General features: G+C 61.2%; 26 protein-coding genes. 10 read left to right on the top strand and 16 right to left on the bottom strand.

The features are described from left to right. Positions 1–112: 112 nt before the first annotated feature. Positions 113–493, top strand: coding sequence for a DUF6984 family protein (locus HHL24_RS45070; protein WP_407947508.1), 381 nt, complete (start codon positions 113–115; stop codon positions 491–493). A gap of 136 nt (positions 494–629) precedes the next feature. Here HHL24_RS45070 and HHL24_RS15710 read toward each other — a convergent pair whose 3' ends face one another. Together HHL24_RS15710 and HHL24_RS15705 are read right to left on the bottom strand one after the other, a co-directional pair. Then, the gene (locus tag HHL24_RS15710) at positions 630–1,748 is read right to left on the bottom strand and encodes a succinylglutamate desuccinylase/aspartoacylase family protein (protein ID WP_169486373.1); all 1,119 of its coding nucleotides are present in this window, start codon (positions 1,746–1,748) and stop codon (positions 630–632) included. 42 nt (positions 1,749–1,790) lie between these two features. Beyond that, a complete protein-coding gene (locus tag HHL24_RS15705) occupies positions 1,791–2,558 on the bottom strand; it encodes a transporter substrate-binding domain-containing protein (protein WP_169486372.1) in 768 nt (255 codons plus the stop codon). Between the two features lie 122 nt (positions 2,559–2,680). Between HHL24_RS15705 and HHL24_RS15700 the strand changes: the two genes are divergently transcribed. Continuing rightward, positions 2,681–3,601, top strand: coding sequence for a LysR substrate-binding domain-containing protein (locus tag HHL24_RS15700; protein ID WP_169486371.1), 921 nt, complete (start codon positions 2,681–2,683; stop codon positions 3,599–3,601). A gap of 64 nt (positions 3,602–3,665) precedes the next feature. Here HHL24_RS15700 and lysA read toward each other — a convergent pair whose 3' ends face one another. Next, entirely contained in the window at positions 3,666–4,934 is a 1,269-nt protein-coding gene (gene lysA / locus HHL24_RS15695; protein WP_169486370.1) for a diaminopimelate decarboxylase, read from the bottom strand. A gap of 85 nt (positions 4,935–5,019) precedes the next feature. Here lysA and HHL24_RS15690 point away from each other — a divergent pair, with 85 nt between their 5' ends. Beyond that, positions 5,020–5,949 (top strand): LysR family transcriptional regulator, encoded by a 930-nt coding sequence (locus HHL24_RS15690; protein ID WP_169486369.1) that lies wholly within the window; start codon positions 5,020–5,022, stop codon positions 5,947–5,949. A 56-nt stretch (positions 5,950–6,005) separates the two neighbouring features. Further along, positions 6,006–6,860: an oxidoreductase gene (locus tag HHL24_RS15685; RefSeq protein WP_169486368.1), complete on the top strand. Its 855-nt coding sequence runs from the start codon at positions 6,006–6,008 to the stop codon at positions 6,858–6,860. 78 nt (positions 6,861–6,938) lie between these two features. On the opposite strand, the gene HHL24_RS44020 is transcribed toward HHL24_RS15685, so the two are convergent. From HHL24_RS44020 to HHL24_RS15640, 8 genes are all read right to left on the bottom strand, one after another. Next, positions 6,939–7,355 (bottom strand): rubredoxin, encoded by a 417-nt coding sequence (locus HHL24_RS44020; RefSeq protein WP_230417478.1) that lies wholly within the window; start codon positions 7,353–7,355, stop codon positions 6,939–6,941. A 363-nt stretch (positions 7,356–7,718) separates the two neighbouring features. Beyond that, entirely contained in the window at positions 7,719–8,708 is a 990-nt protein-coding gene (locus HHL24_RS15670) for an alpha/beta hydrolase (RefSeq protein ID WP_169486367.1), read from the bottom strand. Between the two features lie 186 nt (positions 8,709–8,894). Continuing rightward, positions 8,895–10,136 (bottom strand): aromatic ring-hydroxylating oxygenase subunit alpha, encoded by a 1,242-nt coding sequence (locus tag HHL24_RS15665; protein ID WP_169486366.1) that lies wholly within the window; start codon positions 10,134–10,136, stop codon positions 8,895–8,897. A gap of 191 nt (positions 10,137–10,327) precedes the next feature. Further along, the gene (locus tag HHL24_RS15660) at positions 10,328–11,779 is read right to left on the bottom strand and encodes a glycosyltransferase family 2 protein (RefSeq protein WP_169486365.1); all 1,452 of its coding nucleotides are present in this window, start codon (positions 11,777–11,779) and stop codon (positions 10,328–10,330) included. Positions 11,780–11,837: 58 nt separating this feature from the next. Continuing rightward, a complete protein-coding gene (locus HHL24_RS15655; protein ID WP_169486364.1) occupies positions 11,838–12,446 on the bottom strand; it encodes a cytochrome b in 609 nt (202 codons plus the stop codon). Positions 12,447–12,832: 386 nt separating this feature from the next. After that, positions 12,833–13,936, bottom strand: a complete 1,104-nt coding sequence (locus HHL24_RS15650; protein WP_169486363.1) for an SAM-dependent methyltransferase — start codon at positions 13,934–13,936, stop codon at positions 12,833–12,835. A gap of 69 nt (positions 13,937–14,005) precedes the next feature. Further along, positions 14,006–14,782 (bottom strand): DUF1295 domain-containing protein, encoded by a 777-nt coding sequence (locus HHL24_RS15645; protein ID WP_169486362.1) that lies wholly within the window; start codon positions 14,780–14,782, stop codon positions 14,006–14,008. Positions 14,783–14,870: 88 nt separating this feature from the next. Then, entirely contained in the window at positions 14,871–15,473 is a 603-nt protein-coding gene (locus tag HHL24_RS15640) for a lipocalin family protein (protein WP_169486361.1), read from the bottom strand. A gap of 170 nt (positions 15,474–15,643) precedes the next feature. Here HHL24_RS15640 and HHL24_RS15635 point away from each other — a divergent pair, with 170 nt between their 5' ends. From HHL24_RS15635 to HHL24_RS15625, 3 genes are all read left to right on the top strand, one after another. Next, on the top strand, positions 15,644–16,708 hold the full coding sequence (locus HHL24_RS15635) for a DMT family transporter (protein ID WP_169486360.1): 1,065 nt from the start codon (positions 15,644–15,646) through the stop codon (positions 16,706–16,708). A gap of 203 nt (positions 16,709–16,911) precedes the next feature. Next, positions 16,912–17,115, top strand: coding sequence for a DUF3562 domain-containing protein (locus HHL24_RS15630; RefSeq protein WP_169486359.1), 204 nt, complete (start codon positions 16,912–16,914; stop codon positions 17,113–17,115). Between the two features lie 174 nt (positions 17,116–17,289). After that, the gene (locus tag HHL24_RS15625; protein WP_169486358.1) at positions 17,290–18,393 is read left to right on the top strand and encodes an NAD(P)/FAD-dependent oxidoreductase; all 1,104 of its coding nucleotides are present in this window, start codon (positions 17,290–17,292) and stop codon (positions 18,391–18,393) included. A gap of 31 nt (positions 18,394–18,424) precedes the next feature. Here the strand turns inward: HHL24_RS15625 and pdxR are convergent, their stop codons facing one another. Next, positions 18,425–19,945 (bottom strand): MocR-like pyridoxine biosynthesis transcription factor PdxR, encoded by a 1,521-nt coding sequence (gene pdxR, locus HHL24_RS15620; protein ID WP_169486357.1) that lies wholly within the window; start codon positions 19,943–19,945, stop codon positions 18,425–18,427. 120 nt (positions 19,946–20,065) lie between these two features. Here pdxR and HHL24_RS15615 point away from each other — a divergent pair, with 120 nt between their 5' ends. From HHL24_RS15615 to HHL24_RS44010, 3 genes are all read left to right on the top strand, one after another. Next, positions 20,066–20,527, top strand: coding sequence for a GNAT family N-acetyltransferase (locus tag HHL24_RS15615; RefSeq protein ID WP_169486356.1), 462 nt, complete (start codon positions 20,066–20,068; stop codon positions 20,525–20,527). Between the two features lie 237 nt (positions 20,528–20,764). After that, the gene (locus HHL24_RS44790) at positions 20,765–21,547 is read left to right on the top strand and encodes an Hsp70 family protein (RefSeq protein ID WP_329606667.1); all 783 of its coding nucleotides are present in this window, start codon (positions 20,765–20,767) and stop codon (positions 21,545–21,547) included. Between the two features lie 198 nt (positions 21,548–21,745). Continuing rightward, positions 21,746–21,877, top strand: coding sequence for a SymE family type I addiction module toxin (locus HHL24_RS44010; RefSeq protein ID WP_329606666.1), 132 nt, complete (start codon positions 21,746–21,748; stop codon positions 21,875–21,877). A 50-nt stretch (positions 21,878–21,927) separates the two neighbouring features. Here HHL24_RS44010 and HHL24_RS15600 read toward each other — a convergent pair whose 3' ends face one another. The 4 genes from HHL24_RS15600 to HHL24_RS15585 form a co-directional block, all read right to left on the bottom strand. Next, entirely contained in the window at positions 21,928–22,296 is a 369-nt protein-coding gene (locus HHL24_RS15600) for a DUF6984 family protein (protein ID WP_407947507.1), read from the bottom strand. Beyond that, positions 22,290–22,655, bottom strand: a complete 366-nt coding sequence (locus HHL24_RS45065; protein ID WP_169486353.1) for an RHS repeat-associated core domain-containing protein — start codon at positions 22,653–22,655, stop codon at positions 22,290–22,292. The genes HHL24_RS15600 and HHL24_RS45065 overlap by 7 nt, the downstream gene beginning before the upstream one ends. Before the next feature lie 178 nt (positions 22,656–22,833). Further along, the gene (locus HHL24_RS15590; RefSeq protein WP_169486352.1) at positions 22,834–23,265 is read right to left on the bottom strand and encodes a hypothetical protein; all 432 of its coding nucleotides are present in this window, start codon (positions 23,263–23,265) and stop codon (positions 22,834–22,836) included. Beyond that, positions 23,246–26,929 (bottom strand): RHS repeat-associated core domain-containing protein, encoded by a 3,684-nt coding sequence (locus HHL24_RS15585; RefSeq protein WP_169486351.1) that lies wholly within the window; start codon positions 26,927–26,929, stop codon positions 23,246–23,248. Before HHL24_RS15585 ends, HHL24_RS15590 begins: the two co-directional genes overlap by 20 nt. Positions 26,930–26,949: the final 20 nt, after the last annotated feature.

The following is a 26,949-nucleotide window of genomic DNA, read 5'->3' as shown; positions in this document are numbered from 1 at the left end:
CCTGTTTCGCAACCGCGGTTAAGAATGGAATTCAGCGGGCGACAGAGGCGAATCAATGCAAGCCGACCGGCGCAAATAGTGCCGGAGATTTTTCCGGTAAAAGGATATTAACGTGATTCGTGCACTTACCGACGACGAAAGATGCTTCATCAGCGGCGTAGCTGCTCGGCTCGACAGTCAAGCGTGTAACAGGCTGATGAGTGACCTCGCGATCGCACACGTAGAAGCCGAACTGGCAGACGGAGAATTAATCCGATTTCACCTTGACGGATATGAGCACCCACACCGTGGCGGCCAGAGTCTATATCCAGTGGAGGGAGAGGTGAACGACGCGGACGGCTCGCTGATATCCCTGCTCTTGTTCGCTGATCCGGCCGACCGGTTGTATGAGCTTGAATATCTGCGTTGGGGGGATGGCCCCCTGCAGAAGCCAAACTGGCCGTCACTAAAATTTGTACCTGACGCGACTCCTGCTGGCGGCAACGCTGCATAGCGAAAAAAGCAAAGGGGAAGCGCGAGCAATCGCGCCTTCTTCTTTGCGGCGGCTTGGCGTCCGCTAGTAGTCTTTAGTGACACGCGGATCGCCCCAGCCGATGGCGCAACCACTCACCCAGCCCTATCAGCAACGCTCACGCCCCCAACAAAACCCCAGTCCTAAAGGCCCGCGTCCCAGTCACCCGCCCCAACGGCGCACCAGCCGTCACAAACCGAATCGCGCGCCGCATATAAAACACCCCTTCGGTATTGCTAACGAGCGTAGTCGTCTCATCAGTCAACGGATCGACGATATCGAACAAAGGCTGCCCGACGCGAATCGTGTCCCCGATCTTGGCGCGATGAATCAGAATCCCACTAACAGGCGCGTAAAACTGTTCACTCCCAGCGAGCGGCGTCGCGGGCGACAATAACTCCGGCAACGGCTTAACCGCATCAACCCGAATCGCCTTCCGCCAACCAAGATAATCCACAATCGCATCAGCATCCTCCTGCGCGACTTCATACGAAACATCCCGCTGCCCACGGCACTCCACCGTCACAGCAATCGCCCCGTTGGGCACCGGCTTATCAGCGGGCATTTCCTGCTGCAACTTCCACCACAGCAAGCTATGAGTCTCATCAAACGACTCACCGCCCGAGTTAGTCGCAAGCAACGAAGCCTGCGCGCCCAAATACCGTGACAAAGGTTCGAACTCAGGCCACGCAGCCTCACTGGTATAGAGATGCATCGCCGCTTCCAAAGAGCAATGCAAATCGATCACCACATCCGCATCGAAAGAAAGATTCAGCAAGGCCAATTGCAGCGACTCGAACTCAGTCAACGGCTTCTGTTCCGCCAACTCAGCAGCGATCAGTTCGCGAACAATCCGCCGATTCTCCGCGGCATCCGAACCTAGAGTCTCCTTGGCCCGCGCCACCAGCTTTGAGAACTGCATGAAGTGTCGATTGAAGTTCTTGCCACTACCCAGATCGAATCGCCCGAGAAACTGCCCGAGCACGTACTGCCCAAGTCCAACCGGATTCGCCACCGGCACCAGCACGATTTCCGCGTTCAATGCGCCCTGCTTCTCTAGCTCGAGCAATCGCCGCTTAAGCAAAACCGTCGTCAACATCGCCGGCGTTTCATCAGCATGCAGCGACGACTGGATATAAATCTTCTGTCCGCTATCCGCAGGACCAAAATGAAACGACACCAGTTCGCGGTGCGTGCCGATAGCCGGCGATAGAAGCAGAATCGATTGCTTTTTCATGAGAACGCGAGGTCTGTAAAAGAAGAGATGTGAAACGGAAAATCAATTGCCGTACGGATCGAAGTCGAAATATTTCTTCGCGATCCGCGCGTACGTACCGTCCTTGAGCATCGAGGCAATCGCCTCGTTAATGGACGCCTGCACCGCAGTCTCATCCTTGCGCAAGCCGATGCCGACGCCACGATCACCCATCGAAAGCGGCTCGCCGACAAAAGCAAACCCCTTCCCCGCCGGCGTGCGCAAAAAACCGTAGTCGGCTTCGACAGTACCGAGCAGCGCCCCATCGAGACGACCGTTCTGCAGGTCGGCGAACACCTCATCCTGACTCTTGTACGCGACAACGTGCACGCCAAGGGGCGCCCAATTCTTCAACGCGTACCCCTCGAACTGCGTCCCCGACTGCACACCGATCTGCTTGCCGGCCAACGCATTCATACCGCCCGCGAGCGGGGAACCTTGCTTGGCGATCAGCCGCGATTTGAACTGAAACAGCTTCGACGAAAACAGAATCTGTTGCTCGCGTTTCTCCGTGATCGCCATCGACGAAAGGATCGCGTCGATCTTGCGTGCCTGCAGCGCCGGAATCATCCCCGAAAACTCGAGCTCGACCCATTGGCAATGCGCGTGGATGCGCCGGCAGATTTCGTTGCCGAGATCGACGTCGAAACCCTTGAAGCTGCCGTCGGGCGCCTTGGAGTCCATCGGCGGATAGGTCGGATCGATACCGAGGCGCAGCGCGGCGGGGTCGGCGGCAAACGCACCACTGCTGAAAGCCAGCGCGGCGCTCAAGATCATCAACGAGATTTTCATGGGAGGCGGGTGTGAGTTGGGCGGATTACGACAGGGTACGGGCCATCCTATGCCGTTGTCGCGCCTCAAAGAAGGCCCGAAAGTAATATCATGATCACTTTTACCGATCACCGAGACTCTTCATGGCGTTGACGATCTCCCAGTTGCGTGCGTTCACCGCCGTTGCCGAGCACGGCAGCATCCGCGCGGCGTCGCGGGCGCTCGGCATCGCCCAGAGCGGCATCACGCAGCAGTTGCAGAACCTCGAATCGATGCTGGGTGCGACCTTATTCACCCGCACGAACCGCGGAATCGCGCTGACGGCGCTCGGCCAGCGCCTGTTGCAGCGCGCCGGCGCGATTCTTGGCGAATGCGAACGGGCCGAGCAGGAAGTGCAGCAATTGCGCGGCGACTACGCGGGCGAGGTCACGTTCGGCATGACTACTGAGCCGCTCATCGACGCCTTCGCCCCTGTGCTGATGGAATTCCGCACGCGCTTCGAGCGGGTCGCGGTGCATTTGCGCACCGGTACTTCGCGAATGATGATTTCGTGGATTCGCGAAGGCACGCTCGATTTCGCTGTCGCGCTGGTGTCGAAACATACCGACACGGCCGATCTGTCCGTGACGCCGCTTTATCCGTCCGATCCCGTGATCGTCTGCCGTCGCGGTCATCCGAAAGCGGGGGCGAGGTCGCTTGCCGAACTCGTCGATTGCACATGGGTGGCGACGCGCTCGCCGAATCTCACCGACGATCCGCAAGTCAGCCGCCTGAACCATCTGCTCGAGAGCCACGGCTTGCCGCCGCCGAAAATCATCGCGACGGTGGAAGGTCTGTACGAGACGCTCCATCTGGTCGGCGCGACAGACTGCCTGTCGCTGGAATCATCGATCGTCGTCAAACGCGGGCCGTTTGCGAGCACGCTTACGTCGATCAACGTGCGCGAGCGCGCGGTCGAACAGAACGTGTGCCTGCTGCAGCGCGCGGCGATTCCCGTCACGCCCGCCGCGCAGGAACTCGCGACGATGATTGCGTCGTACACGCGCACGGTGCGGGCGCGATGAAGCCAGGTTCACGCAGCGTGGCGTTGAACGTCGGCGACCTGCATGCCCCACCACCCCGTCTCGCTCAACCCAGCGTTTCGAGCGCGATCAACTCCTCGATGGTTTGCCTGCGCCGGATCAAACGCGCATTGCCGTTCTCCAGCAGCACCTCAGGCGCTAGCGGTCGGCTGTTGTAGTTCGACGACATCGACGCACCGTATGCCCCCGCATCGTGAAACACGATGAAGTCCCCCACCTCCGGCGTCTGCATGGAGCGACTCGTGACGACGCCACCCACCTCCTGCGTGAACACATCGCCCGCTTCGCACAACGGCCCGGCCACCGCAACGGAGCCAACCGGCGCTTCGCTCAGCATGCCGTTGCGTTTCACCACGGTCATCTCATGATGGCTGCCGTAGAACGACGGCCTCACCAGATCGTTGAAGCCCGCATCGACCAAGGCGAACTGCCGGTCCGGCCGCCGGTTCAGCGCGTGCACCTCGGCAACCAGCACACCCGCTTCGGCAACCAGAAAGCGCCCCGGCTCGATCTCCAGTCTCACGCGATGCCCGAGGTGCGCTTCGATCTGCCGCCGCGCCGCGTCCCAAAGACGAAAATAATGTTCGACGTCAATCCGCGGTTCGCCTTCGCTATACGGCACCGACAAACCGCCTCCAGCCGAAATCGCTTCGATATCGTGGCCTAGGCCTTGCACGGCTTCGACCATCGCATCGCACACGCGCGATAGATGCGTGTAGTCGACACCGGAGCCGATATGCATGTGCAGCCCGACCAGCTTCAGGCCATATCGCCGCACTATTGCGATCGCCAGCGGCACATCGTCGAGCCAGATGCCGTGCTTGCTATGCTCGCCGCCCGTGTTGGTCTTGTTGCTGTGTCCGTGACCGAAACCGGGATTGATCCGCAGCCACACACGGTGACCTTCAGGCGCATGCTGCCCGACGCGTTCAAGCATATCGAGCGACCCGGCGTTGACCGTGATGCGGTTTTCGATCACGGTGGCCAGCGTCGCGTGATCGACGAGATCCGCGGTAAAAACAACGCCCTCGGGATCGCCATCGGGCGTGAACCCCGCCGCGAGACTGCGTGCGATTTCGCCTGAAGACACTGCATCGACCATCGCCCCTTCGTCTCGCATCAGCTTCAGGATATGCACGTTCGAACACGCCTTCTGTGCGTAGCGGATCACATCGAAGCTGCGCAATTCGGCGATACGTTGGCGGATCACGTCGGCGTCATAGACCCAAAGGGGTGTGCCGTGCTGTTGCGCGAGTTCGACAAGTTGTCGTGGATTGAAAATGGTCACGGTGTTCGGCTCTCTATATCGAAGCATGGATTTGAGCAACATGATGCTGAGAACCGATCATTCAGTAAAATACCTATTATTCGCGACCCCATTCATTCCTGATATAGACATCATGGCGCTCACTCATCGACATATCGAAGTCTTCCGCGCGTTGATGATGGCAGGCAGCGTCACTAAAGCGGCCGAGATGCTCTTCACCTCGCAGCCCACGGTGAGCCGCGAACTTGCGCGCATGGAACAGAGCATTGGCTTTGCCTTATTCGAACGCGTGCATGGGCGTCTGCGTCCGACCATGTCCGCGTTGACGCTGTTCGATGAAATCAAGCGCGCCTATATCGGGCTCGAACGGGTGGCGTCCACGGCTGCAAGCCTGCGCGAATTTCAGGGCGGCCAGCTTTCCATCATCGCGTTGCCCGCGTTTTCGCATTCGATCCTGCCCGGCGCATCGAAACGTTTCCACGATGCACAGCCCGGCGTCAGCCTCTCGATCGCGACGCAGGAATCGCCGTTTCTCGAAGAATGGCTGACCGCGCAGCGCTACGACCTCGGCTTGACCGAACACGGCGCGCCGCCCGCCGGAACCCGTCTGACGCCGTTGCTCGAAGTCGACGAAGTCTGCGTGCTGCCCGATGGGCATCCATTGCTCGCAAAGCGCGTGATCGAGTTGAAGGATTTCGCGAATCAGCCCTTCATCAGCCTATCGTCGAACGATCCGTACCGGATTCAGATCGACGAAGCCTTCACGCAAGCGGGCATCGCGCGCCGCCAGATGATCGAGACGCCCACCGCCGTCTCCGTGTGCAGTTTCGTGCGGCAGGGTCTCGGTGTGGCTATCGTCAATCCGCTTACGGCGTTGGATTTCGCGGGCCGCAATCTGCATATCCGGCCGCTCGCCGTGTCGCTGCCGTTTCGCGTGAGCGTGGTTCATCCGGAGCATCGTCCGAGCCATCCATTGGCCGGCGCGTTCGTCTGCGCGCTCCAAAGCGAGGCCGCCGCGTTACGAATACAATTAAAAACCCACTCAAGACGTAGACGGCAGTAGGAGCGCTGTTCGACGATCTCCGCGCCGCGTTGACCCATCAACAGGAGTTTCCCCAAATGATGAATCGAGACAATCCCGTCTGGCTGATTACAGGCTGTTCCACCGGCTTCGGCCGCGAGTTGGCGAAGCTGGTGCTGGAGCGCGGCTGGCGCGCGGTCGTCACCGCACGGGACCCGTCGAAAGTGCAAGATATCGCCGAAGGACACGGCGATCGCGCGCTGGTTCTGCCGCTCGACGTAACGAACCGCAAGCAGATCGAAGACGTCGTCACGCAAGCCAAACAGCGTTTCGGGCGCATCGACGCGCTCGTCAATAACGCGGGTTACGGCTATCTGGCCGCGATCGAAGAAGGCGAGGACGACGAAGTCCGCGCGATGTTCGAGACCAATGTGTTCGGACTGGTCGATATGACGAAGGCGGTGCTGCCGATCATGCGTGAGCAGCACAGCGGCTTGATCGTGAATGTGTCGTCGATTGGCGGCATTACGAGTTTTGCCGCGACCGGTTATTACCACGCCACCAAATACGCGGTGGAAGGCTTGTCCGAATCGCTGGCGACCGAGGTAAAGCCGCTCGGCATCGACGTGCTGATTGTCGAACCTGGCCCGTTCCGCACGAACTGGGCGGGTCCGTCGATCAAACAATCGGCGACGGAAATCGGCGACTATGCGGCCACGGCCGGCGAGCGCCGCAAGCAGACCGGGGCGCGTAGCGGCAAACAGGCGGGCGATCCGGTGCGCGCCGCCCAGGCGATCATCGACGCCGCGCTGTCGGACAAGCCGCCGCTGCGTCTGCTGCTCGGCAAGATGGCGCTCGAACTGGCGCGCAAGAAGCTGGACTTCATGCGCGGCGACTTCGATGCCTGGGAAGCGACCACGGTCGGCGCGGATTTTCCGGAAGGAGCGAGTTAAAGCCGCTATGCGGCCCGGCGCGTAGACGGGCCGCCGGGACTCTGGAACCGTTATGACGGTTAGAACCGTTGGCCGGGCTTAAAACTCGACCAACGCAAAGTCTTCCTTGCCCACATCGCACAATGGGCAACGCCAGTCGGCCGGGACATCTGCCCAGCGGGTGCCGGCCGCAATGCCTTCTTCCGGCAAGCCGGCTGCTTCATCGTAGATCCAGCCACAAATCACGCAGACCCATTGTTTGAAATCGTCCGCAGACGTTGCGGTTTCGACCGCGGCATCCGCCGCAGCGACCGCGTTAGACGCCGGCGCCTCATCGAGGCTCACCACCAACGGCGGGGCCGTCCCCACACTGCTTTCAGCAAGGCGTGCCTGCAGGCTTTCCAACAGCCGTTGCGCTTCGGCCTGCGTCAAATCGATCCAGTACGGATCGCCGGCGCCGTCGTTGAGCCGCTCGGGGGAAAACTGGATTTCTACAGCTACGCCCTTCTTGTACATGGCAAATCGGAATATCGATGAAGCCGGCGGCGAGTGCCGGTATAGGGTCGGATGCTTGAAGCGTGGGCTGCGTGACGGGTTAGACGAACTGATTCAGCACGATGGCTGCGATCAGTCCGGCGGCGCCGATGAGGCCAAGCAATTGCAGCAGAGTGAGGGATTTACGGGATGCGGTGGGGATCTGTTGCGTAGTCACGGGGTGTTCTTAAAGATCGGAAAAAGCGAAATGGTACACGGGTCGAAGGCCGGCGCATCTCGATTGGCGCAAACCTGAGTGTGTCAGATGCCATTATCGCTGCTCGATCGGCCTGAATTCCCTACCGGGTGGAGATGGATTGATTCCCCACCGGGCGGAAAGCCAGCCTATGAAACAGCCACTTCGCCGGCCTGCTCAGACACCGCAGCCACAATCGCAGCGACAGCCGCAGCATCGAGTGTCAGCGCGATATGCGCCACGCCGGGCACGATCGTGACCGGCACGACGCGCCCCGCTTCCGCAAAGACCCCGACAAATGCCTCGGCGTGGAACGCCTCGTCATCCGCACCGACCAGCACTTCAAGCGGCTGCCGCGTCGCCCGGATATCCGCGCGGTAATCCTCATGCGGACGAAAGTTCTGCATCAGGTTGTATGAGTACTGTGGCGTGAGCTTGGCCGCCGCCTCAGGCGACAGCGCATAGGCCACGGTCGGCAGATGATTGAAAAGCGTGATGCGCAGCTTATTGAGGATCACCAGCACGATCACGCGTGGCAATCCGACATTCACCCACCCGCCGACGGATGGCGGCGTTGTCGGGGCGTTCTGATGGATGAACGGTGCAAGCAGCACGTAGCGGTCGAATGCCAATTGCCGCGCATCCCCCGCGAACCGCAGCGCGAAGCCGCCGCCCGCCGAGAAACCAACTAGCGTGCGCGGGCCGGCCGGCTGAACCGCGTCGATAAAGTCGCTCAGATCGTCTTCAAGCTGGCCGATATACGCGATGGTGCCTTTCTTGCCCGATTCGCCGTGCCCGCGCATGTCGGGCACGTAGGCGTCGTAACCAGCCGCGGCGAGCGCCTTCGCCAAGGTATGCAGGCTCACGCCACTCGCCGACGAGCCGTGAATCAGCACGGCGCTGCCTCGCGGCCGCGTTATCCCGCTGGCATAGCGCCGGTACGCGAGTTGCGTGTTATCGCGTGCGGTGTAGCGTTCGATTGGAGGTAAATCGGAAGTATCGACCGACTTGAAAGGCTCATTGATCGACGCGAGCGGCGGCGGCTGTTTGGGGCCGCCCTTCACCAACGCCACCGCCATGATGACGAAGCCCACAAGGAACACGGCAACCAGCACCACTGCATGCAGTTCGGAACTCATCGAATGGACCCCTCAGGCGATTCATTATGATTTTTGGCTTTCCCGATCGATGAGTTGTGCCTGCCTTATGCGTATTGTTTTAGCCGGTTTTAGCCGGTTTTAGCCGGTTTTAGCCGGTGCCGCCGGGCCGCCACTCATCGTCGCGGACGATTGTACGGTCCTGCGCGGCGCCAAAAAACTCGAATATCAGGTATTCGACAAGGGGTTGCCGTGACGCGAATCCCAGAAGCGGATCACCGCAGCGCCGCCCGTGCCGGCGCCCACTACCTGATCCGGCGCACCGCTCTCGCGCAGCAAGGCGCGTAGTTCGTTGATGACCGGAAACACTTCGTGATTCCAGTCCGCGCCTTGCGAATCGTGTGCGCGCTGTTCGGCTTCGACGATCTCGCGGTCTTCCTTGAAAATGCGTTCGGTGAACCACACGAGCAGCGGCCACGCGAGATTCAGCACGCCGGGAATTCCCGGTTTGCGAATCGACAGCAGCCCGAACGTGCGGTTCGTACGCTGCTCTCGATCGAGCGGCACGTAGACAATCCACAAGTCCATCACCAGCGTCTGATCGGACGTGCGAATCTGCAGCGTCTGATACGGATACTCGGTGCGGATCGTCATCACGTCCTTGTCGTTGTCGCCACCGGTCTTGCGGCTCTGGCCGAACACGATCGCTTCGCCGATCGGCTGCTGGCCGGCCATGCGTGCAAACGTGTAATCGACTTCGACCCAGCCTTCGCCGCGCCGCCGCCCCAGCGAACGTGCGCGCATCTGCCCCATCTGCCGGCGATGCAGGAACTGATGGTTCATGTCCATCAGGTTCTCGTGCATGAACGAATAATGGCAATTCACCGGACGGCCGAAACGGCGCGTCTTGTACTTCTTGTCGGATACGGAGCCGAACGCGGGGAGTGGCCGTTGTTCGGCCAAAGCGGCATTACCGGGAAACACGAAAATCAGACCTTCGACTTCGCGGCACGGATAAGACCGCACGCCGTTCGGCAGACGATCGCGGCCCAGATACGGCACGTCGATGCACGTGCCCGAACAGTCGTAGGTCCAGCCGTGATAGCCGCAGCGGATCGATTCGCCGTCCACCACGCCCTGATGCAACGGCACCTGACGATGCGCGCAACGGTCTTCGAGCGCGAACACCTTGCCGGACTCCGTTCGCGCCAGCACGATCGGCTCACCCGCGAACGTCACACCATGCGTCTTGCCCCGCTTCACCTCATGCGACCACGCGAGCGGATACCAGTAATCAGGGTGAATGCCGACGCGGCGCAGATCGCGCACCGGCGCGGCGTTGGTGGCGGCCTGATCTGGCGCGTGTGCATTCGCGGCTGTTGGGGCGTTGGATTGCGCGGCTGCATGAGCAGGCGACGCATCGACCGGCGCATCGACGATGTCTTGTTCGAGCGGGGGAACAGCATGCATAGGTTGAGCCTCCGTGCACGAGCGGATAGAAGGTTGTCGCCCTGCAATTCGCGGGCCGACATCGTCGTACAGTCTACTCGAACCCGAAGCGGCATGGTTCCGCGGACGGCGCGCCATGCCCCGCTGCGCAACCCATGGGCGCAATTGCGCCCATCTGCCACCCTGCATGCGTCAAATAAGGCGATCGGCGGCTAACTTTCGTCGTGCACCACGAGCCCGGAGCGGCGTTGCACGCCCCACGAGCGGCCGCCACGCAGAAAGTGCAGCCAGCCGAGCAGCGCCCCGAAATGTCGAACCAGCTGGAACGTGAACGGCTCGGCGATCGCCGCGAGCATCGCCATCCACAGACTGGAGCGGGTGCGCTCGCCGGTCCAGCGGCGGTACAGATGGATACACCAGAGATAAAACGCAAGATCGATCGCCGTTTTGAGAGCGATCACGCTGAAAATTGACACGACGATCGCACCATGCCCGCCGATCAGAAAGCCGAGCAACAGCGCGAAGGCGGTCAGCCCGTAGATCGGCTGCATCGTGTCGATCGCCTTGACCGGCAGCATCAGCATGCCCATCGTTCCGTAACGCGGGTTGCCGGTCATGTCGCGGTTCCAGTACTGCGTTTGCAGGAAGCCCGCGAACCAGCGGCGGCGTTGCCGCAGAAAGCTGCCAAGGTTACCCGGCGCGTCGGTATGCGCGTGGGCATCGCCGACCACGCGCACGTCCCAGCCGAGACCATGATCGACTGAATAGCGGCGCAGCCGATGAATCAGTTCGTAGTCTTCGACCAGACATTGCGGATCGAAGCCGCCCACGTCGACCAGCGCGTCACGCTTGAACGACGCGAAGGCGCCTGAAATCAGCAGCAGACTGTCGGCACGCATCCACGCAAAGCGGGCGATGAAGTTGCGCATGTACTCGTAGGTCTGGAACCACTGGAACACGCGGCCCGAAACCGATTTGCCGCACACCGGCACCAGAATGCCGGCCGCCGCGACCAGCTTCGGCTCGCTCGCGAAGGCGGCGCGCATCGCGTAGGTGGCATCGTCGTCGAGCAGCGTGTCGGCGTCGACGGTCATGACGGTGTCGGTGGTCATGACTGTGATGGCGGCGTTCAGCGCACGCGCCTTGCCGCCGTGCGGCACGCGCAGCCAGTACAGATTGGGGTAAAGCGAACTCGGCGCGCTCAGCACGCCGTCGGCTGCGGCAACCAGGCCGAACCGTTCCGTGAGCAGCGCGTGGGTGGCATCGGTGGAACCGTCGTCGGCGATCACAATTTGTGCCGGGCCATGCGTCTGGCGCAGTAACGCGGCGAGCGTCACCGGCAATACCGTCGCCTCGTTATGCGACGCAACGATCGCACCCATGCTCGGCAAGCTGCGCGGATCGAGGTCCGGCTCGAGCGGCGGCGTGGGTCGCATCAGCGGCAGTGCTTTCCACGTGACGAACGCGAGCAGCAACGTGTCATACACCACGTACGCGATACCCGTCGACCATGCCACCACGCCCTGCAGAAAGAACGCGCGCGCGAACAGCAGCAGCCACAACACGACGACGCTGAAATGAATCAGCGTGCTCAGCAGCGTAGTGGGACGCGGCAAAATGCGCGGCGATGCAAGGGCGAGCGCCTGTTCCAGAGTTTTCTTCAAAATGACTGCTGAGTCCGTCGTTGGTGCGGTTATTAGATAGAAAGCAGCGTGACGGTGCTTACGGCACCATGCGTTTCAGAACCGACTTGCGATCGATCCATTGATGCTTCAACGCGCCGCCGATATGCATCGCCAGCAACGCATACAGCGCGTAGCCGAGCCACGTATGCAAGGCGCCGAAGCGGTCGTGCAAAGTCTCCTTGAGTGCCGGGTCGAGATTCATCACATAGCCGATGCGCGGCCAGGGGAACAGGTTGAACAGACGCATAGGATGCGTGGCCGCGTCTTTCCACGCGGAATCGTGCAGCCAGCCGGACAGCGGCAGCGCAATCATCAGGAAATACAGCAGGAAATGGGCGACATGCGCGGCGATCTTCTCCCACGACGGAAACTCACGCGGCAACGGCGGCGGCTTGTGCGACACGCGCCACAAGATGCGCATCAGCGCGAGACCGAGCACCGTGATACCGATCGACTTATGGGTATCGACCACCGGACGCACCCAGTCGTCGGGCCATGATTCGGCGGTCAGGCCGAGTACGACATTGCCGATCATTAGCAGCGCGATCAGCCAGTGCAGCGTCATCGCCGTGCGGGTATAGCGCGACGGCAGCGGCGTGCCGGTCGAGTCGGTCGAGTCGGTCAGGGAATCGGCGTGGGTGTTCATGGGTCGTTCCGTCTGCAAATGGTTTTCCGGCGAAAGCTGTTTGAAAATTCGGCCGTGCCGCAGCAGGTCTGATCGCGTCGCCGGTATGAAGCAAACGCATTAGTTTGCCGGTTTATTCCGCCAGGCGCTTAATTGTGTGTTTCGGATTATTTCGACAGTGCGAAGCGAATCACTCCTGGAGCGCCATACCAACCCGCTCCCGCAAAGGCGGCAACACCTCTGCTTCGAACCACGGGTTGCGCTTAACCCGGTGATATTGCGCCGCAAGGGGTGCGGAAGCGGTATCACGCTGAGGCCGTAATTTCGCCAACGCAGCAGCAAATGGTCGGCGATGATACGCCGGTGGCGCCGTCACCCGAAGCCGCCTGCATGCAGAGCGACACTCGTTAGCGCTTCACAAACCGATAGTGCCCCACGCCCCACTCATTGCCATTCGCGTAGCCGAACAACTCGGCCACGGCCATATAAAACATCCGCCACCGTTGCAACCACACAGCCGCATCGCGCGTGCCATAGGTATCGACGAGCATCGGCATCACGCGATCACGTGCGGCATCGAGCGCGGCGAGCCAATGATTCGCTGTGCGCTCGTAATGCGTACCGCTCACCCACCACTGCCGCTCCATCCGCAGATCGTCCTGGAAGTTCAGCAACAGGGCTTCAGACGGCATCGTGCCACCCGTGAAAAAGTACTTCGACATCCAGTCGCTGCCGTCCTGCACCTGGAAGTGATACGCAAGCGTGCGGTGCACGAAGATATGCACGAACAGCTTCGCCTCGTCGCGCATCCAGCGTGAAATCTTTGCGAGCAACAGCCCGTAGTTCTTCATATGCTCGAACATCTCGATCGACACCACGCGATCGAAACCGCCATCAAGCTGCGCTTCGTCGAATTCGAAATCGACGACATTGCCCGTGACCACCGAGAGGTTGTGCAAACCGAACTCCGCCGCACGCGCTTCGATGAACGCGCGCTGCCCATGCGAATTCGATAGCGCGACGATCTGCGCGCGCGGATAACGCGCCGCGAGCCACAACGACAACGAGCCCCATCCGCAACCGAGATCGAGAATCCGCTGACCGTCGGCCAGTTCCGCGCGTTCGGCATAGCGCTCGAGCATCGCCACTTCGGCTTGTGCGAGCGTCTCGTTGCCGGTCGGGTACAAACAGCACGAATACTTCAGATGCGGTCCGAGATGCGCGTGGAAGAACGACGCCGGCACCTCGTAATGCTGCGTGTTGGCGGCCTGCGTTTCGATAGCAATCGGACTCGCGCGCAAGTCGTCCAGCAGACGGTTGAGCCGTTGCGCGCGTAACTCGCCGTTGTCGATCGCTTCGTCGCGCAGCCGCTGGCGCATTAGCTGACGCATGCCGAAGCGGATCAGGCTATCGGGCAACCAGCCGCGCTCGCAGCTCTGGATCAGCCAGCCGTCGCCGGTCTCAGCGGGCGAGGAAGGCGGCATCGTATGGTCGGTGGTGGAAAGGCTCATGAGGCTGACTCCCTATCGTTTTTCCTCGACTTTTCTTTGAACATTCGCACGTGCCTTGGCCGGTTCATCTCAATGCCGCGGCGGCCACGGAATCAGCGCGCTGGTGGTGCGCATGTAATCGGCGTAACCGGTGCGCCGTTTCGCCATGCTTTCTTCGAGCAGCGGAATACCGGAGAGCTTCAGCAGCAGAAACGCCATTAGCACTGGCGGCAACAACGTGAACCAGGCCCAGGGCGTGCCGATCGACAGCGCGATGTAAGCGAGCCAATGCACGCATTCAAAGAAGTAATTCGGATGCCGCGAATAACGCCACAAGCCGACGCGGCACACGGCGTTGTGATTGGCCGGATCCAGCGTGAAGCGTTTTAGTTGCCGGTCCGCGATGCCTTCGCCGACTACCGAGACAAGCCATAGCACGACCGCCAGCACGATCCATCCGATGGCCGGTGGGCTGCTCCGGTACGACGGCACCATGAATGCGATCGACAGCAGCATCGAGATCACGACTTGCACCTGGAAAAACCAGAACATCTTGCTGGCTGCCTTGTCGCCCCATTCGTCACGGAAGCGGCGATAGCGCGCGTCTTCCGGCTTGCCGTAATTGCGTCTCCACAGATGCGTGCCGAGGCGAACGCCCCAAACCAGACCACCCAGCGCAGTCAGTGCGCGCGACACCGGGTCGCCGGTACCGAGCACGGCGTAAAGCACCGCGACCAGTCCGAGCGAATAGGCCCAGACCGGGTCGACCATGCCGGCGTTCTCGGTCTTCAATTGCCACGCCCAGACGGCGCTGAAAATCACGACGAGCCCAACCAGGGCGATCACGGCGGCGGCAAGTGGCGGCATGGGGTCCTCGTTCAATGGCGATGCGGGTTATACGCTGTAAGGGCTCGATCGGATGCGCGCGGGCGCAGCATCCGGCACGCCTGCGGCGCTAGTCTTTGTCGCCCGGCGAGGCAAAGCCTTCTTTGCCCAGCTGGTCGGGACGCTGCGGCACACGCCTGAAACGCGACGTGTCGTAACCCATCGCATCGAGCCGCGCGAGCAGCGACCGATAGGTGCCGTCGCTCATGTCAGGGTCACGCGAAAAGATCCAACCGAGGTTTTTGCCGGGATAACCCAGAATCGTGTAGTGATAATCGGGGTCGACGTAGAGCGTCAGCTGCGTCACGTGGACCGGCCAGAACAGTTGCACGCTCCACTCGCCACCTTCTTTGCCCGGCACGGGCGTGTCGAGGAACTGATAGTGCTTTTCCGGCGCGTCGAAGCGCTTCTTGCGGCCGTAGTACGAATCGTCGATCTTGCCGTCCGGTCGCAATTTCCATTCCGCTCGGCTGCCCACCAAGTCGCGCTCGGCGAAATAAGGAATGTTCGCGATGATGTACCAGGTCCCCATGTACCGCGGCAGATCGACGGGCACTGTCGAAAGCGGCTCGCTGGCGCGCGGGTTGGGATTGGGTGGACCGTTGGAGCAACCCGTGAGGGATAGCAGCAAAACAGTCGCAACAGCGGCGGCGGTATAGACAACACGGCGCATGGCAATGGCCTCGAACGTAGCGGTAGTAAACGCATTACGTTCGACGGGGCCGGATGGATGCGCGCGAGCGGGATTTCCCGTCCGCACGCCTGTTCAGCGAAGCATAGGCGTCCACGGCCCGATAGCGGTATCGTGTCGACAACGCCCGCACCCTAGCGAATTTTCCGCTCATGCCTACCCGCTTCAACGCAGCTTTCACCGCTCTGCTCGCCGCCGCCCTGTTCGGCGCCACCACCCCGCTCGCCAAGGCGCTGCTCGGCTCGCTATCGCCGTTTCTACTGGCTGGACTGTTCTACCTCGGCAGCGGCACCGGCCTTGCCGCCGTGATTCTGGCGCGCCGTCTGAAAGGTCACGCGGACGGGCGGCCGGTCAGTCACAACCCTTTCCCAGTGCGCGAAGTGCCGTGGCTCGCCGGCGCGATCGCGGCCGGCGGCGTCGCGGGGCCGGCGCTGTTAATGCTGGGTCTGAAGACGACGCCGGCCGCCACCGGCTCGCTGCTGCTGAATCTCGAAGGCGTATTTACCGCGCTGATCGCTTGGATCGTGTTTCGCGAGAATGTCGACATTCAGGTGTTCCTGGGCATGGCCGCGATCGTCGCGGGCGGCGTGGCACTGTCGTGGCAGCCCGGGGCCGCTGGCCTGCCGCCGGGCACGCTGCTGCTGGTCGGCGCCTGCGCGTGCTGGGCAGTCGACAACAATCTCACACGCAAGGTATCGACTCACGATGCCATGTTCATTGCCTGCATAAAAGGGCTCGTGGCCGGTTCGGTCAACGTGACGCTTGCGCTCACCCTTGGCGCTGCATGGCCCAAGGCCGCGACCGTCGCGCTCGCCATGCTGACGGGGTTCGCGGGCTACGGCGTGAGTCTCGTGCTGTTCGTCGTCGCGCTGCGCAATCTCGGCACCGCACGTACCGGCGCCTATTTCTCGGTCGCGCCACTATTCGGCGTGACCTTGTCGTGGCTGCTGTGGCCGGAGCTGCCGCCGCCGCTATTCTGGGTGGCCGCGGCCCTGATGACCCTGGGTGTCTGGCTGCACATCCGCGAACGTCACGAGCATCCGCACACGCACGCCCCGCTGGACCACACGCATCGTCATCGGCACGACGCGCATCACCGGCACGAACACGATTTCGCGTGGAATGGCGACGAGCCGCACACCCATCCGCATTCCCATGCGCCGATCACGCATGCGCACGCGCATTTCCCGGATATTCATCACCGGCATACGCATTGATTTGCCGCGTGCATTGATTTCTCGCATCGCCGCGCGGCGCGGGCGCTTGCGGCACTGCAAGACAAAAATCTCTGTGGAACGGTTTATGCGATAGACCGATTCAATTGGCGTCGTGGCCCATCGCATCCTGTAATGAAACTCCTGTCGTGCGCGCCTGTTCATGGCAGTCCCGCCTGTCCACCCCGCTTGCCCCGGAGAGATTCATGTCCCAACCCGAGCCTAACGTCGACGAAGTGGTGAGAAGCATCGCAGAGGAAACCGACACGCCCACGGAAACGGTCTCGAAGATGTATGCAGACACACTGGCCGACTACCGGCACGACGCGCGTGTGTTCGATTACGTGCCGCTGTTTGCCGCGAAGAAAGTACGCGACAAGCTGCGCCATACGTCGAAGCACAAACACTGATACGGCGGCGCGCGGAGACCACCGCCTGCTTGTAGCACCCTGGATCGACCCCGCTGGCATGCGTGGCGATTCGCCAAAACGCGTACCGATTTATTTTTCCCGCTGCTGGAACGCGTATTTATTTTTCCCACTGCTAGACTCTGACCCGGATACATCGACTCGGGGGAAGATGGCATGCGGGTAACAATCGTAGGCGCGGGTATTGCCGGCTTGAGCACAGCGTGGTCGCTCGCGAAACTGGGACACGACGTCACGCTGATCGAGCAGGGCTCGATTCCGAATCCACTCGCCGCCTCGGGCGACCGGCATCGCATGATCCGTCGCGCCTATGGCGATGCCGATGGCTATGCACGCACCATCGCCGAGGCATTCGATAGCTGGGATCTGCTGTGGAATGACCTGGGCGTATCCCACTATGCGAATTGCGGCGTACTCGGCATTTCGCAACACGAAGGCGATGGCGCCGAGCTATTCCGCGCCGGCCTCGACCGGATGAAATTCGAGTATGAACGGCTCGACCCGCACGAAGCGGCCGAGCGTTATCCCTTTCTCGACCCCGCCACGTTTCGCTACGCCTACCTCGATCACGATGGCGGCGCACTGTTTAGCGAACGCATCGCACGCGACATGAAAGCGTGGCTCAAGATGCGTGGCGCGGAAATTCGCACCCACGCCAAGGTGCTCGCAATCGATGCGCACGCGGCCTCCGTGCGGATCGAGGACGACACCATCATCCGCGCCGACCGGCTCGTGGTCGCCGCCGGCGCGTGGACGCTGCAACTGTTCCCCGCGCTCGCCGAAAACCTGATGACGTATCGCAACGCAGTCGCCTACATGGAGCCGCCCGCGGATCTGGAGGACGCATGGTCGAATGCGCCTGCTATCGTCGATATTGGTGGCGATAGCGGCGGTTACGTGCTGCCGCCGATCGACGGCATAGGCCTGAAGTTCGGCGCCGGGGTGCACAAATCACGTTCGCCTGATCCTGATGCCAATCGAGTCGCGGCGCCAGGAGAAGGTGACAGTCTGCGCAGGTTGTTTTCACCACCGTTCAGCCGCATCGAAGAATATACGGTTACCGAAGTAAAAACCTGCGCCTACACGTTCACTGCGGACAACCGCTTTTTTTCGAAGCGCATCGGCAACACGTTGGTGGCGTCGGCATGCTCGGGCCACGGCTATAAATTCGGCGCGGCAGTCGGACAGCGGATTGCGCAAGCGCTGGATACCGATGACGATGCCATGCTCGCGCGTTGGCTCAGGGCGGAAACGGTCTAGCTCGCTTTCGTTATGACAAAGGTGCGTCTATTCAAGCGCGAAGATGACAGACGCCAGCGCTTTGTTTATCACGCAGCGGGACGGCTAGCCCACGCACCACGGCGGCAAGTCGCGCCACCAGCGCGTCTGCTTCGTGCGGCTTGACGCCCGCGTAGCCAAGCATGAAACCGTTATAGCGCGCGGCGTCTTGAGCAGGCGGCTGACAAAACGCACTGAGCGCAGCGATACGCAAACCGTGCTCGCGCGTCACTGCGCTCACATCCTGGTCGCGCAGTGGCACATCGAGCCGCATCGTCAGATGCATGCCGCCGCCATCGGACGAGACCGTGACCAGGTCGCCCATGTGCCGCTCGATCGCGCTCACCAGCGCGGCGCGGCGCTGCTGATACAGTCGCCGCATGCGCCGTAAATGCCGCGCATATTTCCCACTGTCGATGAAATCCGCCAACGCGATCTGTTCCGCCACGCGTCCTTGCCGTGCGATCTCGCTGAGCGCCTCGTCGATATCGGCGACGAGGTGCGCCGGCACGACCATGAAGCCCATGCGCAGCGCCGGGAACATCGTCTTGCTGAAGGTGCCGAGGTAAATTACCGGCGTATCGGCCGCGAGTCCCTGGATCGACGGCAATGGCGGACCGCTGTGGCGCAGTTCACTGTCATAGTCGTCCTCGATGATCCACGCGCCGCGCGCCACCGCGTTCTCAATGATCGACCAGCGCCGCTCGAGGCTCAGCACACTGCCGAGCGGATATTGATGCGAGGGCGTAATGTACATCAGGCGCGGTGGCGTCTGTTCCCAATGATCGGGCGTCGGCGCCATGCCGGCAGCGTCGACGGGAATCGGCACCAGTTGCAAACCTGCGGCCTGAAACGCAGCCTTTGCGCCGTGATAACCCGGGTCCTCGACCCAGACGCTGTCGCCGGGGTCGGCCAGCATGCAGGCGCATAGATCGAGACTCGCCTGCGTGCCGGATGTGATGAACACCTGCTCCGCTGAACATCGCACGCCGCGCGACACGCGCACGTATTCCGCAATCGAGCGGCGCAATGCGGGGTGCCCGGCGTTGTTGCCGTAACCGAGCTCGCCCGGCTCGACCGAGCGCCATGCGCGTTCCATTGAAGCACGCCATTGCGCGAGCGGGAATTCGTCGAGCGCGGGCACGCCGGGACGAAACGGCGTGGGGTCGTCGGGACTCGTGCGCTCGCGCGGCAGATCGGCGACGCGGCGCGACAGGCGGTTTTCAGTCGTCGGCACGCTGCCGCTTGCTGCGGAGATCGAAGCAGCTGAACCGCTTACCATACTGACGATGGAACCATGCCGGCTCGCCGTGATGAAGCCTTCTTCGGTAAGCCGTTCGTAGGCGTACAGCACCGAGTTGCGCGCAATGCCCAACTGTTCGGCGAGCGCTCGCGTAGCAACAAGACGGCTGCCGTGCCTGATATCGCCATCGAGAATCGCGCGGCGCAAACTCTCGTAGAGCAAGTCCTGCTGCGTGAGCTTGCGCCCACCCATTGCGCGCTCGACGTTCGACATCAACAGGCCATAGTCCAAATTTGTGGCTCCAAATTCTGGTCGTTTTGTGGAGCTAACAATGGTGCCACAAATTCCTTATGCTGACGGTTCTGGGGCCGCCACTCGCCCGCAACCATAACCATACAAGGAGCCACACCCATGTCCGACGCGATTCAAATCCGCCCCGTCACGGCCGCCGACTTCGACGCCTGGCTGCCGCTGTGGGACGCCTATAACGCGTTCTACGGCCGCTCGGGCGAAACGGCATTGCCGCGCGAAATCACGCAGGTCACATGGGGCCGTTTCTTCGACGGCTATGAACCCATGCACGCGATGGTCGCCGAACGCAACGGCCAGTTGCTGGGCCTCGTGCACTTCCTGTATCACCGTCACACCACCATGGTGGCGCCGACCTGCTATCTGCAAGATCTGTACACGCTGGAAGCGGAGCGCGGCAAAGGGGTCGGCCGTGCACTGATCGAAGCAGTGTATGCGCGAGCCAAGGCTGACGGTTTGCAGCGGGTCTACTGGCAGACGCATGAGACGAATCACACTGCGATGAAGCTGTACGACAAGGTCGCGGAACGCTCCGGCTTCGTGGTGTATCGCAAGGCGTTGTGATATCGCGCAGCAGGCCCGCCTACCGGGCTTTGCATCCCCCGCTTTACATCTCCTCTTCGCGCCGCCATCCTTGCGCGGCCAGGCATCGCATATGCATGCCCGAAGGTCCATCCAGCCGGCATGCGTACTGCATTGCTCGCACCGACTCTCACCGCAGCCGCTCCCCTCGAGGCTCAAGTTTGCATGCAGCCGCCGCTATCGCCATTGGACGGAGCACCACCCCGCTCCCGCGCGACCTTGGGCGATCTCCTCAAGGAGGGGCGCAAAACCAACTTCAAACGCTACATGTGCGCGAATCGCAACGTGTCGGTTGGCGTGCAGACACTGCGTCCGAAGGAGCTGTCTTCGCTGGTGCTCAAATCGTTGAAAGCCGATGCCGAGGCTTTTTTCGGCGAAACGGTACGCGACGCCGTGATCGCCGTGCCCGCCTATTTCAGAGACGCGCAACGCAAAGCCACGCGCATCGCCAGCGAACTGGCCGGGCTCAATGTGCCGCACCTCGTCAACAAACCGACCGCGGCCTCGCTCGCGTACGGCGTGCCTCAGCGCGACAGCGAACGCAAGTTCCTGATCTTCGATCTGGGCGGCGGCACGTTCGATGTCTCGGTGCTCGACTTCTTCGAAGGCGTGATGGAAGTGCGCGCCAACACGGGCGACAACTTTCTCCGTGACGAAGATTTCACAGAGGGGCTCATCGAATTGTTCCACCAGCGCAATAGCTTTCGAGTCGATTCGCTCACGCCGATTACCGCACAGCGTCTGCATCAGCAGGCCGAACGTGCGAAGCGTCTGCTCACGCAAAACGGGCTTACATCGTGGCGTCGCTTTATATGCCTTCTGATGACCTCGCCCTGCAGTTCGAGGCCGTCCAGCAGCTCTCGGACGACGAGCGCGCCGTCATCAGGGAAGTCGTCGAGAGCCTTATCATCAAGTACCAGACGAGGCGGTGGGATTCAGCAAAGGCCGGCACCAGCAGCCAAGAAGACAGCCGCACGGCGCGGCTCCGGCGCAAGCCGGTAGAAGCAGGAAGGAGAAGTTACGCAGTAAAAGCGCGGGCCGCATGGGCGGCAACCCATACGACCCGCTGACCACCACCAGCTCACACGAGGAGGTGATCATGGCTGATGCCAATCGAAAACACGTCCGCCCGTCGCCGAACGGTCTGTCACCATCCAGGAATCCTGGCGCTATCAGAAACCGGCACGCCTGCCCTTCCATATGCGCAAGGAGCCGGCCACCTTCCCGTGGATGAAGCTCTCCGGACGATGGATCGAGACCGCCGGCTTTGAACCCGGACAGCGCGTGCGTATCACCGTCGAACACCAGAAGCTCATCATTACGCCGCTTTAAATACAGAAGGGGCCGCGAATGCGGCCCCTTCTGTGATGCATCAGGCAATTTCAAGGATTCGACCCGCCAGACGATGGCACAAAGTAATTCCATCTCTCTGGCAGTTTCCTTATAGGTCCGGGAGTGTCCTTATAAATTTCGATCTCCTGGCATATCCCGTCGATCACATGCAGCAGAACATGCACGTCGAAACCATCTGTATCCGGTGCATATAGTTCAACCGGCACCCTGGCAATAACCGACGCCGTTACAGCGTTTTTTATCTGCAAACCAAGGCTACCTTCATCATCGATCTCGCGCACATTGCACGACCCTAGCTGCTCCCGGATCTCCTCTACCCCCGGGAAATCGGGAGCAACGAGTAAATCCATCAGTTCTCGCTCGTGCGTTGTAGGCTCTCGATAGCCAGGAGTCACCATGGGAAATATGTTCCTATATGTACGCCGCCGTTGATAGGCATCCCTCGATACTGGATTCTCGTACCGTCAACAACTACCGTTCCCCAAAAGCCAGCGCCGATGCTGGTTTGCGGTAGCAGTGGCTGTACCTGCGCAGATATCGCACCTTCAACACACTGTGCCGAAAGCCCCGTATCGGCAAGATGTCGTGCTCCATGGCCGAAGGTAATGCTAGCTTCACCGGTAGGGTCCGTGAACTGCACCGGATTCCCGTTGACATAAGCATACGCATTCGTCTGCCCACTCGCCCAGCCGATCGGATCTTCACTGATAAACCTACCAGTCTGCGGACTGTAGTACCGACTCCGATAGTAGTACATCGGTACTGCAGCACCACTCAACCGTTTGCAATTGGGCCCTCACGTCGTAGCTGCAATTGTTGTGCGTACCTATGTTCGATTGGTCAAGACAAGCGCGAGCTAGTTACTCCAACCAATCAAGGCTAGCCAAACGCAAAGCCGCTCTCGCGGCCTTTCGTTTGGCTGACTCCATAAGGGACTATTCTGTGCCGCCGCCCCCGTTCTCAGCAAAGTAACGCCTACCCAGTTCGATAGCGGCGGGTGGATATCCCAAGTCCGGCATTTCCATGCACCTCTTCAGATTCCTTTCAAATCCGCTCCGGACAGCATCCGGGCTCAAATCACTTGTCTTGACCCTTGTGACGTTGGCGGCTACATCGCGCAGCACCTCGAAGATCACCCAATGTAAATTTCGCATGAAAATTTCTTCGGTGGATCCAATATATCGATCCCCGATCTCATCGGCCATTTCTCCGAGTCCACTAACAGAGTATCTCTTCGATGTCGGGTCAATCCTCAACAAAGGCTTGAAGTCGATTTCCGGGGGCCATTCAGCTAAAGCTTTGGCCAGTAGATCGTTGAACTTGAGCGACATAGCTTCCCTTTGCTCACTATTTCCGAATGCGTCCATCGGGCCAGATGCTCTGGGGAGTGCGGCCCTTTTCCCATGACTTCCTGTCTGGCCAGCGCTTCCATTGACTGCCATCACCATCGCGATTGCCATGACCAGACTTATCGCGCTCCCAAACTGAGCCATCGTTACATTGCTTTCCAGGAGTTCCGTTAATTGGCGTGAATACACCATCGTCAGCTTTATCCGGATTGTTCGGATAGACAACAGGATCATCGGCGTCACCGTTTGAAAATATCCCGCCAACGGTATCCCTGATCCAGTCGCTAGCCCCCTGAGCACCCCACGGCGGAGAAACCCAGGACGGTGTGTTTGACCCTGCGCCCGGCGGCGGTGGGACCGGCGTGTATGGGAACGGTACCTGCAGGCCCGAAGGATCACTGTACGAAACCGGATTGCCGTTGACGTAAGCATACGCATTCGTCTGCCCACTCGCCCAACCTATGGGGTCTTCGCTGATGAATCGTGCTGTGCTCGGACTGTAGTACCGACTCCGATAGTAATACAGCCCCGTCCCATCATTCTCCCGCCCCGTGTACTGCTGCGGGTTCGGATCTGCCGCACCGGCTTGCGTCGCCTTGCCGTATGGCTCGTAGCCGTACTGCGTCTGGCTCTGCTGATTCGCATCCGTCAGCGCAATCACATTGTTGTTCGCATCGCGCAGAACATACCGGTCCTGACTCGCGTCGTCTCCAATACGTCGGAACGTCAATTCATCCAGCCCACTTTCCGGATACGGCGAGAAGACGCGGATACGTTGTGACCAGTCCCCATCAGGCACCATGAAGTTCAGTTCGTCGCCGATCCAGACGGTCTGCATACGCCGACCGTTGACCGTGCGGTCCTTGCGTCGGTTAAACACGTCATAGCTGAAACTTGCCGTCACGCCGCCGTTTATCTGACCCAGCAATCCCTGTTCGTTCCAGCTGTACTGGCTCACGCCATCGTTAGCCAGATTGCCGTTGAGGTCGTATACGAGTGCCTTGCCTGCCCAACGCATGAGCTGGTTCGCCGCGTTGTATTGCGCGTCGCTCACTGCTTGCGGCAGATCGACCTTCGCGAGACTGCCACTCGACTTCGTGCGCCGCCCTGCCAGGTCGTACCCGTATGTCAGATCGCCCAACACACTGCCGTCGGCGCTTCTGTACGTCACGCCGGTCAGCTGGCTTGCCGCATCCCACGCGTAGGTCGCCGTGATGCCGTTGGCAAGCGTCGCCTGAATGCGCCGGCCCAGCGGGTCATACCCATAGCTGAAGGTCCGCGGAGCCTCGTCGTTCACCTGATACGTGATCTGCGTGACGCGATGTTCCGCGTCGCGGCTGTAGTCCACCGTCGCCCGGTCCATGTCGATACCAGCCAGCTCACGCGTATCGGATGCGTAGCGGTATGACCAGAGTCCCTGCAGGGTCGGCCAGTCGAAAGTCCGCGTAAGCTTGCCAGTGAGGCTGTCGTAGTAGAGGAGCGTGGTTGCGATGTGCTGATCCGCATCGGCATTGCCACGCTGGCTCGCTCCGAAGTCATCGATACCGGTAAGCTTATCAAGCGTGTTGTCCCAGCCGTAATGCCAGCTCCGGCTAGCCGCCGCGCGGACCGCTGGCTGGAAATCGATCTGCTTCGCGCGCCCCGCTGCGTCGTAGGTATAGGTTCTAACCTGCCCCTTGCGGTCGGTCAGCGTTGCCAGTTGGCCTGCCGGTGTCCACGTGTATGTCTCGCTTTGGCCCAGCGGATCGGTTTTGCTCACCGGACGGCCGATCGCGTTGTAGGTATAGCGTGTCGTCACGCCTTTCGGATCCGATTGACTGAGCAGATGCCCAGCACCATCCCACGTGAAGCGGATCACACCACCCAACGCGTTGGTGATATCTATAGTTCGATCCAGCGCGTCGAGCGTGCGTCGGGTCTTGTTGCCCAGCGGATCCTGCACCGCCGTCACGCGGCCGGCAGCGTCGGTTGTGTACTGCGTGGTGCGGTTGAGTGGATCCGTGACGCTTGTCAGGTCGGCGCCGTTGTACGCGTAACGCGTCGCGCCCTTCAGTGCGTCGGTCACCGTGAGCGGACGACCCTGACTATCGCTCGTCAGCGTGGTGCGATTGCCCGACCGGTCCGTTACGGTCAGCAGGTTGCCATTCGCATCGTATGTATAGACAGTTCTCACGCCTCGCTGCGGATCACCCGCCTGCGCTTCCGTCAGCAACAGGCTGTAGCTGTCGAAGGTGCGCGTGACCAGCGTGCCGTACTGGTCGGCCTCGCTCGTGCGATTCCCGTTCGTGTCGTAGGTGAAGACGTATTGGCGGTCGGTCGACGTGAGGTTCGTCACGCGACCATTAGGGTCGCGCGTAAACGTCTGCACCTGCTGGATCGTCTGGCCGGCGGGATACGTATTGCGCACCACCCGCCCGCTCCCGTCGAACTCAACGCGGCGGATGCTGCCACGCCGGTCCGTCACTTCGGCTTGCGTGACCTTGCCAGCCGCCACTGCATACGAGAAGCCGAAGGTACTGCCGTCGGCGAGCGTCTGGCCGGTGACGCGGTCACTGTCGTCATAGGTGTTGGTGACCTGCAGATTGCCTTCCGGGTCGGCAACACTCACGAGTCGCGACTTGCTATCCCAGCCGTATTTCCACGCGCCGCCATCCGCGTCGGTCATCTGAATGAGACGGTCCTGGCTGTCGTACGCATAGTTGAGCTGCCGGTTCAGCGAGTCGGTTACACGCGAGATCAACGGCGTGCCGCGTGTGCCCACAAACGAAGCAAACGTCAACGCACGTCCGTTCGGGCCCGTGACGCTCGTGACGACACCGCTAGCGCCATCACGTGCGATCGACACCGTATTGCCGTTGCGATCCTGCACGCTGCCCAGCCGGTACATTCCCGCAGTCAGGGTGAAGCGCAGCACACGGCCGTCGCGCAGGGTGAGGACTTTGGTCGTCCCGTTGCGATCCGCATTGCCGATGCTCGCGCGGTAGTATTCGCCCGGGCTCGTCAGGTCGTCCCAGACCGTGCTGGTGCCGGCGCGCACGGCGAACGGAATGCGGATGCCGCTCGGCAGGTACAACTCGATCCGCTGGCGCACGCCATTGTCGTCCGCCGCGCCAACCACCAGGTAGCTGTCATAGTTGAACGTGCTCCCAACGCCGAAGGCTCCAGCCATTGGCCTGCCCGATGTGTCGTACGCGCTGCTGCGGTAGACCCGGGCCAGATCCAGTGCAATCGTGTCGGCCACATGCAGGTCGTGTGCGACCAGATGGAATTGGCCTGTGTACAGCCTGACCGGATCACCGCCCGACGTGCCGCTGCCACAGCCTGCCGATGCGTCGGGCCCACAACCGCCGGCGTCACCGGGGCTGCCGGTCACATCGTCGCCATCGACGCTCACGGTCTCGTCGGGCTGGACGGGCTCCGTCGTGCTACCGCCGGTCGAACCCCCGCAATAGGCGGCGATCGTAAAAGGTTCACCACACGCATAGCCACCGGTCTTGAAGTTCGCAGTCGCGGCCAGCAAGCTACAGCTCGGATTAGTCGGGTAGGCGCCGTTCGACGCATAGTCGGCGAAGCAATCGGCACGCGCGTGCGGCGTGACAAACCACGAGAGCAGCACAAAACAAAACAGTACAAACGGGCGTAGCAGCACGCGACGCGCCGCAAAGGCATCGATGGATTGCATAACTGGTGCAGGAAAAATCC

The organism is Paraburkholderia polaris, from assembly GCF_012927345.1.
Classification (GTDB): domain Bacteria; phylum Pseudomonadota; class Gammaproteobacteria; order Burkholderiales; family Burkholderiaceae; genus Paraburkholderia; species Paraburkholderia polaris.
The sequence above is the reverse complement of the archived record's forward strand: the minus strand, read 5'-3'. Positions and strand labels throughout refer to the sequence as shown.